Annotated in this window: 13 protein-coding genes and 1 pseudogene; 5 read left to right on the top strand and 9 right to left on the bottom strand. The window is 71.8% G+C overall.

Annotated features, from left to right (window positions below; translation table 11 throughout):
* Window positions 1-5: 5 nt before the first annotated feature.
* Window positions 6-248, bottom strand: a complete 243-nt coding sequence (locus IM767_RS18260; protein ID WP_109210004.1) for a hypothetical protein — start codon at window positions 246-248, stop codon at window positions 6-8.
* Window positions 249-348: 100 nt separating this feature from the next.
* On the opposite strand from IM767_RS18260, the gene metX reads away from it, so the two are divergent.
* Together metX and IM767_RS18250 are read left to right on the top strand one after the other, a co-directional pair.
* Window positions 349-1,554: a homoserine O-acetyltransferase MetX gene (gene metX / locus IM767_RS18255; RefSeq protein WP_109210003.1), complete on the top strand. Its 1,206-nt coding sequence runs from the start codon at window positions 349-351 to the stop codon at window positions 1,552-1,554.
* Between the two features lie 67 nt (window positions 1,555-1,621).
* Window positions 1,622-3,277 (top strand): peroxidase family protein, encoded by a 1,656-nt coding sequence (locus IM767_RS18250; protein ID WP_109210002.1) that lies wholly within the window; start codon window positions 1,622-1,624, stop codon window positions 3,275-3,277.
* Between the two features lie 7 nt (window positions 3,278-3,284).
* Here the strand turns inward: IM767_RS18250 and IM767_RS18245 are convergent, their stop codons facing one another.
* The 5 genes and pseudogenes from IM767_RS18245 to IM767_RS18225 all read right to left on the bottom strand — a co-directional run bounded on the left by IM767_RS18245 (window position 3,285) and on the right by IM767_RS18225 (window position 7,037).
* Window positions 3,285-4,040, bottom strand: coding sequence for an NUDIX hydrolase (locus IM767_RS18245; protein ID WP_109210001.1), 756 nt, complete (start codon window positions 4,038-4,040; stop codon window positions 3,285-3,287).
* A gap of 74 nt (window positions 4,041-4,114) precedes the next feature.
* Window positions 4,115-4,321: pseudogene (locus IM767_RS18240) on the bottom strand (MFS transporter); the annotation flags it as partial.
* A gap of 98 nt (window positions 4,322-4,419) precedes the next feature.
* Entirely contained in the window at window positions 4,420-4,746 is a 327-nt protein-coding gene (locus tag IM767_RS18235; RefSeq protein WP_109210000.1) for a thiamine-binding protein, read from the bottom strand.
* Between the two features lie 50 nt (window positions 4,747-4,796).
* Window positions 4,797-6,008: a glycosyltransferase 87 family protein gene (locus IM767_RS18230; RefSeq protein WP_109209999.1), complete on the bottom strand. Its 1,212-nt coding sequence runs from the start codon at window positions 6,006-6,008 to the stop codon at window positions 4,797-4,799.
* Window positions 6,009-6,173: 165 nt separating this feature from the next.
* Window positions 6,174-7,037: an ADP-dependent NAD(P)H-hydrate dehydratase gene (locus tag IM767_RS18225; RefSeq protein ID WP_109209998.1), complete on the bottom strand. Its 864-nt coding sequence runs from the start codon at window positions 7,035-7,037 to the stop codon at window positions 6,174-6,176.
* Window positions 7,038-7,078: 41 nt separating this feature from the next.
* On the opposite strand from IM767_RS18225, the gene IM767_RS18220 reads away from it, so the two are divergent.
* Window positions 7,079-8,173: an NADH:flavin oxidoreductase/NADH oxidase gene (locus tag IM767_RS18220; RefSeq protein WP_109209997.1), complete on the top strand. Its 1,095-nt coding sequence runs from the start codon at window positions 7,079-7,081 to the stop codon at window positions 8,171-8,173.
* 143 nt (window positions 8,174-8,316) lie between these two features.
* Here the strand turns inward: IM767_RS18220 and IM767_RS18215 are convergent, their stop codons facing one another.
* A complete protein-coding gene (locus IM767_RS18215) occupies window positions 8,317-9,375 on the bottom strand; it encodes a hemolysin family protein (RefSeq protein WP_109209996.1) in 1,059 nt (352 codons plus the stop codon).
* A complete protein-coding gene (locus tag IM767_RS18210; RefSeq protein WP_109209995.1) occupies window positions 9,372-10,700 on the bottom strand; it encodes a hemolysin family protein in 1,329 nt (442 codons plus the stop codon). Before IM767_RS18210 ends, IM767_RS18215 begins: the two co-directional genes overlap by 4 nt.
* Window positions 10,701-10,917: 217 nt before the next feature.
* Here IM767_RS18210 and IM767_RS18205 point away from each other — a divergent pair, with 217 nt between their 5' ends.
* Window positions 10,918-12,039, top strand: coding sequence for a YihY/virulence factor BrkB family protein (locus tag IM767_RS18205; protein ID WP_109209994.1), 1,122 nt, complete (start codon window positions 10,918-10,920; stop codon window positions 12,037-12,039).
* 61 nt (window positions 12,040-12,100) lie between these two features.
* Here IM767_RS18205 and guaB1 read toward each other — a convergent pair whose 3' ends face one another.
* The gene (gene guaB1 / locus IM767_RS18200) at window positions 12,101-13,558 is read right to left on the bottom strand and encodes a GMP reductase (protein WP_109209993.1); all 1,458 of its coding nucleotides are present in this window, start codon (window positions 13,556-13,558) and stop codon (window positions 12,101-12,103) included.
* Window positions 13,559-13,736: 178 nt separating this feature from the next.
* Between guaB1 and IM767_RS20915 the strand changes: the two genes are divergently transcribed.
* Window positions 13,737-13,995 (top strand): 2-oxoglutarate dehydrogenase E1 subunit family protein (locus IM767_RS20915; protein ID WP_194398931.1); only part of this gene is annotated, 259 nt, incomplete at its 3' end.

The following is a 13,995-nucleotide window of genomic DNA, read 5'->3' as shown; positions in this document are numbered from 1 at the left end:
ATCCGTCATTCCGCCTCGTCCGTGCCGAGATCGGCCGAGAGCTGCTCGGCCGTGAGGTGCTCGCCCGGCACCGGCCGGGGCAGGGTGGCGGGGGCGTCGCCTGTGTGCCAGGGCTCCGGATCGGTCTCGGGCGCACCGGGGCTCTCGGAGTCGAACAGGACGTCGGTGTCGTGATCGATGTCGTGCTCCTGCGGCGGCAGGTGGGCGGGAGGCTCGTGGGCGGGCATGAACGGCTCGGCGCTGGACATGCGCGCATTCTGCCATGCGCCGGTGGACGGCCGCCGCCCTCGGAACGCCGCAAGGTGTAACAGACAGCACGAGCCCGCATGCTCAGGCGAGAATGGACCGATGGACTGGCAGACCTCCGAAGACACGGTGCCCAGCGCGCCCGTGACGGAGGCCGACGCGCGCCTGCTGCTGGGGCGCCCGCCCGCCACCGGCGCGTGGCGCGACGGCGATCCGGTCGGCGACCGGCACTTCGCCGCCTTCGGCGCGTTCCGCACCGAGGGTGGCCGCGAGCTGCCCGCGTACCGCCTCGCGTACGAGACGTGGGGCGAGCTCAATGCCACGCGCGACAACGCCGTGCTCGTGCTCCACGCCCTCACCGGCGACAGCCACGTGCGCGGGCCTGCCGGCGCGGGGCACCCGACGTCGGGCTGGTGGGACGACATCGTCGGCCCGGGTGCCCCGATCGACACCGACCGCTGGTTCGTCGTGGCGCCGAACATGCTCGGGGGATGCCAGGGCTCGACCGGTCCCGCGTCCATCGGGCCCGACGGCTACGAGTGGGCCTCGCGCTTCCCGTACCTGACGATCCGCGACCAGGTGAACGCGCAGGTGCGTCTGGCCGACGCGCTCGGCATCGACGTGTGGGCGGCCGTCGTGGGCGGCTCGATGGGCGGCATGCACGCGCTGGAATGGGGGGTCTCGCTCCCCGACCGCGTCGAGCGGGTCGGCATCCTGTCGTCTCCGCCGGTGAACACCGCCGATCAGGTCGCCCTCAACTCCGTGCAGCTCGAGGCCATCCGCATCGACCCGCGATTCCAGGGCGGCGAGTACTACGACGCCGGCGACGGCGACGGTCCGACGCGCGGACTGGCCCTCGCCCGCCGTATGGCGCTGCTGAACTACCGCTCCCCCACCGAATTGAACCAGCGGTTCCAGCGCACCTGGCAGTCCGGCGTGAGCCCGCTGGGCCACGGCGGCCGCTTCGCAGTCGAGTCGTACCTCGACTTCCACGGCAACAAGTTCACGCGCCGTTTCGACGCCAACTCGTACATCACGCTCGTCGAGGCGATGAACTCGCACGACGTCGGCCGCGACCGGGGCGGCATCGAGGACGCTCTCGCCCGGGTCACGGCGACGACGCTCGTGCTCGGCATCGACAGCGACCGGCTCTTCCCGATCGACGGGCAGCACCGCATCGCACGCGGCATCCGCAACACCCTCGACGGCGATCGCGCCGTCGTCCTCTCGAGCGACTTCGGCCACGACGGCTTCCTCATCGAGACGACCGCCGTCGGGGCGCACGTGCGGCGTCTCCTCGAGTCCTGACCTGCTCGGTATCACCGTCCGCGGGGCGGCCCTCCTTCAGGGCGCCAACCGTCCCAAGGAGGGAACAATGAGCACTGAAACCAGAGCGGGTGCCGAAACGCCCGAAGACGCGTTCGCCGCGCAGCCCTTCCTGCGAGAGCAGCTGGGCCTCAACGGCACGCGCGAGCGCGGGCCGGGCGGCGCGGAACCGCGTCTTCCCGTCGACATCCGCGCCTCTCTCGAACTCGTGCGCCCCGAGATCGGAAGGTTCCACGGCGCGAAGTTCTCGCTGGGATACTTCCCGCAGCACGAGGTGTTCTCGGCCGCGGCCGACAAGTTCGGGTACATGACGTCCGAAGAGGTGCGCGCGCAGAGCCGCCTGCCCCTCGACGACGCCACGCGCGAGCTGCTCGGGCAGCTCGGGCATCTCATGGGCGACAGCGGCCGCGAAACCGCGGCCGACTCGGCCACGCCTTCGGGGTTCACCTACGTCGGCCAGTTCGTGGACCACGACATCACCCTCGACGTGTCGTCGGCGCTGGATGCGCCGGAGATCGTCGACGCGCGCGTCATCAACAACATGCGCTCGCCGATGCTCGACCTCGACAGCGTCTACGGCAGGGGTCCTGCGGTGGACGCGTACCTCTACGCCGCGCCGGCGCCGGGCGAACCCGCCTCGGCGTTCCGCATGCTGCTGGGCACCAACCTGCAGAGCGGCGTGGGCGGACCGGGCGGCCCCGCGGCCGCCGCAGGCATGATCTCGCACAACGACCGCGACGTGCCGCGCACGACAGCGCTCACGGCGATCATCGGCGACCCGCGCAACAACGAGAACCTCATCGTGTCGCAGCTGCATTTCGCGATGTTGAAGTTCCACAACGCGATCGTCGACACGCTCGTCGCCGACGGGTTCGGCGGCGACGTGTTCGTGGAGGCCAAGCGACAGGCGACGCTGCACTACCAGTGGGCCGTGCTGCACGACTTCCTGCCGCGAATCTGCGGGCAGGCGGCCGTCGACGACGCGGTGGCGAACGTCGTGGCGCCGGTCGGCGGCGGATTCGAGATGCCGGTGGAGTTCTCCGTGGCGGCGTACCGCTTCGGCCACAGCATGATCCGCGACGACTACTGGCTCAACTTCGAGCTGCGCACCAAGCCCATGACGGACGTCTTCGCGTTCATCCACGAGCCGCACCTGCCGGTGCGCTCGAACTGGGTCGTCGACTTCAACGCGTTCTTCGAGACCGGCATCCCGGTGCCGATCTTCAACAACGCCCGCAAGATCGACAGCGTGCTCGCCAGCGCCCTCGAGGACCTCGACGGCAAGGGCACGACGACGCAGCTCATGAGCGTGCTCGCCGCGCGCAACCTGCAGCGCGGGCTCGTGCTGGGGCTCCCGAGCGGCCAGGCCACCGCCGCGGCGCTCGGCGTGCCGGTGCTCACGAGCGCACAGCTGACGGACGGGCTGCCGGCGAACGAGATCGCCGTGCTGCAGCAGCAGAACGGTCTGCTGCTCGAGAAGACGCCGCTGTGGTACTACGTGCTGCGTGAGGCGATGGTCGCCAGCGACGGGGAGCACCTCGGACCGCTCGGCGCGAAGATCGTCGCCGACACGTTCGTGCGCATGCTGCGCCGCGACGCCCTGTCGATGCTCAACGTCACCTTCGCACCGTCGCTGCCGAGCGAGACGCCGGGCGACTTCACGTTCGCGGACCTCGTGCGCGTCGCGAAGGTCATCGAGCCGTGACGGCCGCTCAGCCGCTGCGCTGGTAGCGCCACGGCAGGGCGCCGATCTCGAGGCGATGACGCGATCCGGATGCCGCGGCTGCGGCATCCGGATCGTACTCGTCGTCGCCCTCCCACAGCAGCAGCGGTCCTTCGCCACCGCGGCGGGCGACCGTCTCGAACCGCTGCACGCCTACCAGGCGTGCAGCGTCGACGGCGGAACCCGCGTCGGCATGCACCGTCAGGCCATGGAGCGTGACCCAGGTCGGCGGGTAGAGCGTCAGCTCGCCGCGGCCGTGCCGTGCGAGCGCCTCGGCGGGCCGCATCCACTCCGCGGCCACCGCCTCGTCCGGCGAGAGGGCCAGCGTGCCGCGCGCTACGCGCGCGAGGAAGAACCACGTCCGGATGCGCAGCGCGATGCCCGGCGGCGGATCCCAGCACGACAGGGTGACGAGGTCGTCGGCCTCGAGGGCGAGCCCGGTCTCCTCCTGCGTCTCGCGCAGCGCCGCGCGCCGAGCCGTCTCGGCCTCGGGCTCGTCGGGGGCGTCACGGTCGCCGGCTTCGAGTTTGCCGCCGGGGAAGACCCACGCGCCGGCGAACGACCCGCGGTCGGGTCGCTCGATCATCAGGACCTCGAGCGAGCCGGCAGAGTCCCGCAGGAGCACGGCCGTCGCCGCGACGGGGATCGCCGGGTCGCGCGCATCCTCGGGCCGCCGCGTCCGCGATTCGGCCACGGAGTCCGCCACGGCGCGCAGAGCGCGATCGGCGGGTCTCGACGTTGACACGCGTTCACTCTATCCGCGGCGCGTGCGCGGGCCGCGCCGCGCTCCAGCCCGCGAGGAGGGGACGGATGCCGCGGCTACACGTGAACCGGAGCGCGACGCCGCTCGGTCGCGAGGCTGGCGGCGGCGAGCACCAGACCTGCCGCGGCGAGCGTGACGCCCACCCACGCGGGGGCGCGGAAGCCCCAGCCCGCCGCGATCACGACGCCGCCGAGGAGTGCGCCCAGGCTGTTGCCGATGTTGAGGGCGGAGTGGTTGAGCGCGGCGGCGATCGACTGGTTGTCCTGCGAGCGTGCGCTTGAGGTCGACGTCGGCAGCCGCGGCAACGACACCGTGTCGAATCGATTCGGAGCGGTACGCCGGAGTGTGTCGGAAGATGTCGTCAGGCGAGCTCGGCGTCGTCGGCGTGGCGGTCGATCGCCGCCTCCAGCCGCTCGATCTTGCCGTCGAGCTCACCCGACCAGCCGGGCCGGATGTCGGCCTTCAGCACGAGCGACACGCGCGGTCCGAACGGCGCGACCGCCTCCGTGGCCCGCTTGACGACATCGAACACCTCGTCCCACTCCCCCTCGATCTCGGTGAACATCGAGGTGGTGCGGTGGGGCAGTCCGCTGTCACGGACGACGCGGACCGCCGCGGCGACCGCGTCGTGCACGGAGCCGTCAGCACGGCCGGTGCCGCTGGGGGCGACGGAGAAGGCGACGAGCATGCGAACCTCCGGTTCGGGGAGACGGGTGCGAAGCGGCGAGGGGCCGACCTCTACTCTGACACGGGCAGCCGCACCGCTCCGCGCACGCGTACCCGCACGAGCCGCACGACGACCCACACGAAGAGGGCCACGAGCAGCACGTTCCGCAGGGCGAGCATCCAGACCTCCCCGGGGCGCAGCACGAGGATCGCGTCGTACCAGAACGGGAAGATGCCCTGCGTGAGGGCGAGGATCACCACGACGAGCGCGGCGGGCCGCCACCACCGCCGGGAGTCCAGCACCAGTCCGATCACGAGCGGCGCGATGAGCCACGTCATGTACTGGGGCGAACCGACCTTGTTGAGCACGACGAACCCGAGCACGAGCGCTGTGGCCAGAGGAGCGAACAGTGCGGCGAACGTCGCGCCCCGCCAGGCCTTGACGGCACCGATGGCGGCGAGGGCGAGCATGCCGAACGCGAGCACCGGGGTCATCGCAGCGATCACGACATCGACGGCCGGGCCCTCCACCTGGAACGTGTTGAGCTCCTGGTCGTGAACGACCGCGGTGTGAGAATGCCCGGTCAGTGCGATCAGCATGTGGACAGTGCTCACGGGGGCTTCGATCTGGAGTCCGCGCGAGGTCTGATCCCCCACGAAGCTGAAGAGGTGGGCACCGCCGCCGGCGATGAGCACGACGGCGACCACCACCGCCGTCACCGCGGCGGCGCCGCCCACGATCGCGAGGCGCCGTCGCACCGCGATGACCGCGGCCATGAGCACGGCTGCCGGCCAGACCTTGATCCAGGTGGCCACCGCGAGGATCGCCGATCCGAGCCACGGACGCCCGACGAGCCACAGCGAGCCGGCCACCGCGAGGGGAACTGTCACGCCGTCGAGCCGGAACATGCCGACCCCGCCGAGGGCGAGGATCGCCGCGAGCCAGAACCAGGCCGCGATCAGCCGACCGCGCGACCGCCCGCCACCGACGAGCAGCGCGAAGGCCGCCGCATCCAGCGCCGTGACGAGCAGCCCCCACACGAGCGTGTAGTCGACGACGGGGTAGAACACACCGGCGAGGAGGATCGGCAGGTGCGCCAGCGCCGGATAGATCCAGTCCTCGGTGATGCCCGGGAACGCCTCTCCGTTGAGCGTCTGCCAGGCCCACCAGCGGTAAAGCTGGCCGACGTCCCACGAGGCGGCGTGGTCGTCGGCGAAGCCGAGCCAGATGACCACCGCGTGGACGAGCGCGAACGCGATCCACACCACCGCCCGCCGAGACACCTCCCCATCCTAGGGACGGCAGGCTCCTGTCCCCCCGCGAGCGCGGCACAGCGTCGGAGAACTTCGGCGACACGCCGGCTGACGGATGCCGCCACCCGGCGTGTCGATCAGAACCTCCGATTCTGTGCGCCGGCGGGCAGGGCTGTGGGCTTCCCGGCGCACCGGTCAGCGCCGCAGCGCCTCGGCGACCGCGCGCGGCAGCGCCTCGGCGACGTCGAGCGCCGTGATCGGCCCGTCCGGGAACGCCGGCATGCTCGGCACTCCGGCGATGCTCGCACCGAGGGCGGCGACCGCCCCGGCCCTCCCGTGGAGCCACGCGCCGGAGGCGGCGAGCGCGGCCAGGGACGCGGCATCCGCCTGCTCGTCCCGCGCCATCGCACCGGCGACGAGCGCGCCGATCACCCCGGCGAGCACGTCGCCGGTTCCGGCGGTGGCGAGCCAGGGCGTACCCGCCTCGACGGTCGCGGTCCAGCCGTCGGGCGCCGCGACGATCGTCGCCGATCCCTTGAGCAGGACCACCGCACCGGTCGCCTCCGCCGTCTCGCGCGCGGCCGCCGCGCGATCGGAGGGCGCGTGCCCGAGGCCCAGGGCGGAGCGCAGCCGCGCGTGCTCCCGGTCATGCGGCGTGAGGATGCGCGGGGCGGTCGCCTCCGCCGCGAGGTCGAGCGCCCCGGCGTCCACGACGACGGGGTCGGTGTCGGACAGGATCGCCCGCAGGGCGTCGGTGTCGGCCGAGGTGCGGACCGCGGCATCCGTTCCCGACCCGACGACCCACGCCTGCACGCGGCCGTCGGCGGTCACCGTCTCGGGGCGGCGGGCGAGCACCATCCCGCTCGCCCGGTCGGGTCCGAGGTAGCGGACCATGCCGAGGCCCGTGCGCCACGCCGCCTCGACGCCGAGCACCGCGGCACCGGGGTACGCGTCCGACCCCGTCCGCATGCCCAGCACGCCTCGGGAATACTTGTCGTCGGAGGCCGTCGGCCTCCGCAGGGCCAGCGCCGCGTCCGCGCGCCCCCACGTCCTTGCCATGCGGTCACAGTACCGCTGCCCCGACCCGACCCGGAGGACCGATGAGTCGCCTGTTCACCCCGCTCACCCTGCGCGACGTGACGATGCGCAACCGCCTGTGGGTCTCGCCGATGTGCCAGTACAGCGCAGTGGACGGCGTGCCCCAGGAGTGGCACCACACCCACCTCGTGCAGTTCGCGTCGGGCGGCGCCGGTCTCATCGTCGCCGAGGCGACCGCGGTGGCGCCCGAGGGGCGCATCTCGCCCGACGACGCCGGGCTCTGGAACGACGAGCAGCGCGACGCCTGGGCGCCCATCGTCGCGGCGATCCGCCGCCGCGGCGCCGTCGCCGGCGTGCAGCTCGCCCACGCCGGCCGAAAGGCGTCGACCTGGCCGCCGTTCGCCGAGCGCCGCGGCTCGGTCCCGCTGGACGAGGGCGGCTGGACCACGGTCGCGCCGTCGGCGATCGCCTTCGACGGCTATGCCGAGCCGGTGGCGCTCGACCGCGACGGCATCGACCGCGTCGTGGCCGCCTTCGCGGCCGCCGCGCGCCGCGCGGTCGAGGCGGGCTTCCAGGTGCTCGAGCTCCACGGCGCCCACGGCTACCTGCTGCACCAGTTCCTCTCGCCGCTGTCCAACCGCCGCGAGGACGAGTACGGCGGCTCGCTCGAGAATCGCGCCCGGCTGCTTTTGCGAGTGCTGGACGCGGTGACGGATGCCGCACCCGGCGTGCCGGTCATCGTGCGCTTCTCGGCCACCGACTGGGCCGACGGCGGATGGGATGCCGAAGACACCGTCACGGTCGCCCGCTGGGCCGCCGAGCGCGGGGCCGACTTCTTCGACATCTCCAGCGGCGGGCTGGTCGCGCACCAGAAGCTGACCACGGGCCCGGGCTACCAGGTCCCGCTGGCCTCGCGCATCCGGCGCGAGGCGGGCGTCCCGGTGAACGCGGTCGGCATGATCGACGACGCCGCGCACGCCGAACGGGTGATCGCCGACGAGGACGCCGACGCCGTCATGGCCGGGCGCGAATGGCTCCGCGACCCGCACTACGCCCTCCGCGCGGCCTCCGAGCTCGGCGCCGACATCGACTACTGGCCCGCGCAGTACCTCCGCGCCCGCCCGGTGGCCCGACGCTCGCCTGATCTCCGTCGGTGAGCGAGCCAGGAACGAGCGAGACGAGACGCTCGCCTGATCCCGGTCGTTGAGCGAGCGAGGAACGAGCGAGACGAAACGCTCGAGCCTTCTCGCAGACTCAGGGCGCTTCGTCTCGCCTCGCTCGTTCAGCGATCGCAGCAGCGTCAGAACAGGCGGCGCCGGGTGGCGTCCTGCACCTCGCCGATGAGCTCCTCGATGATGTCCTCGAGGAACAGCACCGCGGTGATCTCGCCGGACTCGTTGCGCACCTGCGCGAGGTGGCGACCGGCGCGGCGCATCAGCGCCAGGGCGTCCTCGAGGTCGGTCGACTCGAGCACCGGCACCATGTGATGGATGCGCTTGGTCGCGATCGGCCGTGCGACGTCGGCCGCGGCATCCGGCCCCTCCGCCGCCCGCAGGATGTCCTTCAGGTGGACGTAGCCGAGCGGCACGTGCGCCTCGTCGACGATCACGTAGCGCGAGAAGCCGTGCTTGGCGACGGCGCGCTCGATCTCGTCGGGCGTCGTGGTCTCGGGGAGCGTCACGAGCTGCGACAGCGGCACCGCGACGTCGGCCGCCTTCTTGTCGGTGAACTCGACCGCGGCCGCCACCGTTCCGGCGGCGTCGTCGAGCACGCCCTCGATGCGCGACTGGTTCACGATCGTCGCGACCTCCTCGAGCGTGAAGGTCGAGGAGGCCTCGTCCTTCGGCTCGACGCGGAAGAGGCGCACGATGTGGTTCGCCGTCCAGTTGAGCGAGACGATCACCGGGTGGAAGACCTTCGACACCCACACCAGCGGGGTGGCGAGCATCAGCACCGCACGATCGGGCACCGAGAAGGCGAGGTTCTTGGGCACCATCTCGCCGAACACGACGTGCAGGTACGACACCAGCAGGAGGGCGACGGCGAACGCGATGCCGTCCACGACGGCCTCCGACCAGCCGGTGAGGCCGAGGGGCTCCGCCAGCAGGTGGTGGATCGCCGGCTCCGAGACGTTGAGGATCAGCAGCGAGCAGATCGTGATGCCGAGCTGGCTGGTCGCCAGCATGAGCGTCGCGTGCTCCATCGCGTACAGAGCGGTCTTGGCGGATCGCGAGCCGCGCTCGGCGAGCGGCTCGATCTGCGAGCGGCGCGCCGAGATGACGGCGAACTCGGCGCCGACGAAGAAGGCGTTGGCGATGAGGAGCACCACCAGCCAGGCGATTCCTGCCCAGTCGTTCATCGGCCCTCACCCCCTTCCGTAGCCTCTTCGTGGGGCATCGGCGTGGGCGTGAAGCGCACGCGGTCGACGCGGCGCCCCTCCATGCGCTGCACCTCGATGGTGCCGTCCTCGATCTCGACGCTGTCGCCGACCGCGGGGATGCGCTCCAGCACGCTCATGATGTAGCCGCCGACGGTGTCGTAGACGTCACCCTCGGGGATGCGGATGCCGGTGCGGTCGCGCACCTCGTCGGGTCGCAGCTCGCCGGGGAAGATGACGGTGTCGTCCACGCGCACGATGCCCGCCCGGCGGCGGTCGTGCTCGTCGAGGACCTCGCCGACGATCTCCTCGACGAGGTCTTCGAGCGTGACGACGCCCGCCGTGCCGCCGTACTCGTCCACGACCACGGCCATCTGGTACCCGCGAGCTCGCAGCTCGGCGACGAGGACGTCCAGGTGCACCGCCTCGGGGAAGCGCAGCGGCTCGGTGGCCAGGGCCGCGGCGGGCACGTCGGCGCGGCGCTCGCGCGGCACGCCGACGGCGGCCTTCAGGTGCACGATGCCGGTGATGTCGTCCATCGACTCCCCGTACACGGGGAACCGGCTGTGCCCGGTGCGCCGGGCGAGCTGGATCACGTCCTCGGCCGAGTCGTCGGCGGCGAGGGCGTGGATGCTGGGCCGGGGCGTCATGACGTCGGCGGCGGAGAGGCGCGCGAAGGTGAGGCTGCGGTCCAGGAGCGACGCGGTGTCCTCCTCGAGCACGCCCGCGCTCGCCGAGCGGCGCACGAGGCTCGAGAGCTCCTCGGCCGTGCGGGCGCCCGAGAGCTCCTCCTTCGGCTCGACGCCGACCGCGCGAAGGACGCCGTTCGCGCTGCCGTTGAGCACGACGATGGCGGGGCGGAAGACCGTGGTGAACGCCACCTGGAACGGCATCACCAGCTTGGCGGTCTGCCGCGGCACGGCGAGCGCGAAGTTCTTGGGAACCAGCTCACCGATGATCATCGAGAAGATCGTGGCGATCGACACGCCGATGACGGCGGCCAGCGGCCGCGAGACGCCCTCGGGGATGCCCCACGCGTCGAACACCGGCGCGAGCAGGTTCGAGATCGCCGGCTCCATCGTGTAACCGGTGAGGAGGGTCGTCAGCGTGATGCCGAGCTGTGCGCTGGAGAGGTGGGTGGAGGTGATGCGCAGGGCACCGATGGTCAGCGACAGGCGGCTCTCGCCGGCGGTCTGGCGGGCCTCCAGGTCGGCCCGGTCGAGGTTCACCAGGGCGAACTCGCTCGCGACGAACAGTCCGGTCCCGATGGTGAGCAGGAGCCCCACGCCCAACATGACGTAATCCATCACACGTCACCCCCGTTCGTCCGGGAGGAGGGTCGGTGGGGCGATCGTCTGCAACTAGGAGGGTCGTCCATCGTGCGGATCAGTCTACGGCAGGCGCCCGCACGCGTCTGCGTGCGTTCGCGCCTGCGCGACGGGGACCGCGAGCGGCGGCATCCGAGCACCGCCCCCGCTGTCAACCCCCTCCGCGGATCCGCCCGGCGCCCGGCACGCTCGCGGGATGACCGACACGAGCGCCGATCGGCGGACGGACCCCCGCAACGCTCCCTCCCCCGAGCACCCTGACAAGCCCGACAGCCCGCGCGAGATCGAGAAACGCTCCTGGAAGTACGTCTTCGTCAAGACCGCCCGGGAGTTCGCCGCCGACGAGTGCACCGACATCGCCGCCGCGCTCACGTACTACTCCGTGCTGGCGATCTTCCCCGGCCTGGTCGCGGTCTTCTCGATCTTCGGGCTCATCGCCGGAAACGGGCAGGCCACCGACGCGATCCTGGGAGTCGTGGAGTCCGCCTCCCCCGAGACCGCGGAGACGCTTGCCGGTCCCCTCGAGCAGCTCGCCGACTCCCCCGCGGCCGGCTGGGGCCTCGTCCTCGGTCTGCTGCTGGCCATCTGGTCGGCTTCGGGGTACGTCGCGGCCTTCAGCCGCGCCATGAACCGCATCTACGAGATTCCGGAGGGCCGGCCGTTCTGGAAGCTCAAGCCGGCTCAGCTGCTCGTCACGATCATCGGCGTGGCGCTCATCGTGATCGCCCTGGTGATCCTCGTGGTCTCGGGCCCGGTCGCCGACGCCGTCGGATCGGCGCTCGGCCTCGGCGAGGTCGCGACCACCGTCTGGTCGATCGTCAAGTGGCCGGTGCTCGCCTTCATCGTGGTGCTGATGGTCGCGATCCTGTACTACGCGACGCCGAACGCGAAGCAGCCGAAGTTCCGGTGGGTCAGCATGGGGTCGCTCCTGGCGATCCTCACGCTGGTCATCGCGTCCGTGGCCTTCGGCATCTACGTCGCCAACTTCTCGAACTACGACCGCACGTACGGGTCGCTGGCCGGCGTCATCATCTTCCTGCTGTGGCTGTGGATCGCGAACATCGCGCTGCTGTTCGGCGCGGAGTTCGATGCCGAGCTCGAACGCGGTCGCCAGCTGCAGGCGGGCATCGCCGCCGAGGAGGACATCCAGCTGCCGCCGCGCGACACCCGCAAGAGCGACAAGGCCGAGGAGAAGGAGAAGAAGGACATCGAGGAGGGCCGCCGCATCCGAGAGCAGCACGAGGACGACGACGACCGCGACGAGTCCGACGACCGGAGCCGCGATGACCGTCGAGACGGCCGCCGCCAGGACGCGTGAGCTGGACGGATGCCGAGCCCGACGGCATCCGTCCCCCCGGCGTCGTGCCGGCGGGTGCCCGTCACCAGCTGACGGGGAGCGCCTTGCCCTCTTCGTACCCGGCGGCGGACTGCAGGCCCACGCGCGCGCGGTCGTGGAACTCGGCGACCGTCGAGGCGCCGGCGTACGTGAACGACGAGCGGACGCCCGAGGTGATCATGTCGAGCAGGTCCTCCAGGCCCGGACGCAGCGGGTCGAGGTAGATCTTCGACGACGAGATGCCCTCGGCGAACAGCTCCTTGCGCGCGAGCTCGTAGGGGTCGAGCCTGCCGAACCGCTCGTGGACCGCCTTGGTCGAGGCCATGCCCCAGGACTCCTTGTACGCACGGCCGGCCTCGTCGATCTGCAGCTCGCCGGGCGCCTCGATCGTGCCGGCGAACCACGAGCCGATCATGACGGATGCCGCGCCCGCCGCGAGCGCCAGCGCGACGTCGCGCGGGTAGCGGACGCCGCCGTCGGCCCACACGTGCGCGCCCATGACGCGGGCCGCTTCGGCCGTCTCGAGCACCGCGGAGAACTGCGGACGCCCGACGGCGGTCATCATGCGCGTGGTGCACATCGCTCCCGGCCCGACGCCGACCTTGAGGATGGTCGCCCCCGCCGTGACGAGATCGTGGACGCCCTCGGCGCTGACGATGTTGCCCGCGGCGATCGGGATGCCGAGATCCAGGTCGGCGACCGCGCGCAGGGCGCGCAGCATGCCCTCCTGGTGACCGTGCGCCGTGTCGACGACGAGCACGTCGACGCCGGCGGCGGCGAGCGCCTGCGCCTTGGCGGCGACGTCGCCGTTGATGCCGACGGCGGCGGCCACGATGAGGCGGCCCGAGGCGTCGACAGCCGGCCGGTACAGGGTCGAGCGCAGGGCGCTGCGGCGCGACAAGGTGCCGACGAGGTGACCGTGGTGCAGCACGCACACCGTCTCGGCCTCGGCGGCGACGATCACGTCGAACGCGTGGCGCGCGCTTTCGATGTCGTCCGCGTCGACGGATGCCGCGCGCCCGCGTGCGAGGTCTCCCAGGCGCGCGTCCGGCAGCGCGGTGCCCAGGCGCTTGGCGGGCACGATGCCGAGGATGTCGTCGGCGTCGACGTGGCCCGTCGACGCGTCGGCCACCACGATGCCGTGGCCGTCGGTGGCGGGGAGAAGCCGCGCGGCATCGGCGACGGTGGCATCCGGGGGCAGCACCAGCGGCGTGTCCCACGCGACGGGCTGCGCCTTGACCCAGCGGATCGCGGCGTCGAGCTCCTGCAGCGGCATGTCCTGCGGCAGCACGCCGAGACCTCCGCGCCGCGCCAGGGTGGCGGCGAGGCGCGCCCCGGTGACCGAGTTCATGTTCGCCGAGACCAGCGGCAGCGTCGCGGTCGTGCCGTCGCCGGGGGCGAGATCGACGTCCAGCCGACTCGTGATCGCGGACCGCCTCGGAACCAGGAAGACGTCCGAATAGGTCAAGTCGACGTCGGGTGCTTCGCCGTAGAACTCCATGTACGCCAAGGGTAGTGACAGTTCCTGTGCGGATAATCATGCGGGTTCTTTCAGCTTTGCGACCCCGTGAGGCCGGAACCGCCCACGCAGACTGGGCTAGGCTTAACAGACGCGTGTGCAGGCATCTTGAGCCCCGCGCGTATCCCAGAACTTCACCGATGAAAGCAGGCGATTCAGCGTGTCGAGCCAGGTGACGGGCGTCGGGGTTTCGAACGAGGGAGAGTTCGGAGCCAACGAGTGGCTCGTCGAGGAGCTGTACGAACAGTTCAAGATCGACCGGAACTCCGTCGACAAGGCATGGTGGCCCGTTCTCGAGGCCTACCATCCGGCCGACGGCACGGCACCCGCGGTAGAGTCCGCGCCGACGGCGACGGCTCCGACCGGCGCCGCTCCGGCGGCCGCTCCCGCCGCTGCCCCGGCTCCGGCCGCCGCGCCGG

Source organism: Microbacterium ureisolvens (assembly GCF_015278315.1).
GTDB lineage: Bacteria > Actinomycetota > Actinomycetes > Actinomycetales > Microbacteriaceae > Microbacterium > Microbacterium ureisolvens.
The sequence above is the reverse complement of the archived record's forward strand: the minus strand, read 5'-3'. Positions and strand labels throughout refer to the sequence as shown.

What these genes read in the sequence shown, in the direction of transcription:
- IM767_RS18260 (WP_109210004.1), bottom strand. Translation starts at nt 248, where the DNA reads ATGTCCAGCGCCGAGCCGTTCATGCCCGCCCACGAGCCTCCCGCCCAC.
- metX (WP_109210003.1), top strand. Translation starts at nt 349, where the DNA reads ATGGACTGGCAGACCTCCGAAGACACGGTGCCCAGCGCGCCCGTGACG.
- IM767_RS18250 (WP_109210002.1), top strand. Translation starts at nt 1,622, where the DNA reads ATGAGCACTGAAACCAGAGCGGGTGCCGAAACGCCCGAAGACGCGTTC.
- IM767_RS18235 (WP_109210000.1), bottom strand. Translation starts at nt 4,746, where the DNA reads ATGCTCGTCGCCTTCTCCGTCGCCCCCAGCGGCACCGGCCGTGCTGAC.
- IM767_RS18225 (WP_109209998.1), bottom strand. Translation starts at nt 7,037, where the DNA reads ATGGCAAGGACGTGGGGGCGCGCGGACGCGGCGCTGGCCCTGCGGAGG.
- IM767_RS18220 (WP_109209997.1), top strand. Translation starts at nt 7,079, where the DNA reads ATGAGTCGCCTGTTCACCCCGCTCACCCTGCGCGACGTGACGATGCGC.
- IM767_RS18215 (WP_109209996.1), bottom strand. Translation starts at nt 9,375, where the DNA reads ATGAACGACTGGGCAGGAATCGCCTGGCTGGTGGTGCTCCTCATCGCC.
- IM767_RS18210 (WP_109209995.1), bottom strand. Translation starts at nt 10,700, where the DNA reads ATGGATTACGTCATGTTGGGCGTGGGGCTCCTGCTCACCATCGGGACC.
- IM767_RS18205 (WP_109209994.1), top strand. Translation starts at nt 10,918, where the DNA reads ATGACCGACACGAGCGCCGATCGGCGGACGGACCCCCGCAACGCTCCC.
- guaB1 (WP_109209993.1), bottom strand. Translation starts at nt 13,558, where the DNA reads ATGGAGTTCTACGGCGAAGCACCCGACGTCGACTTGACCTATTCGGAC.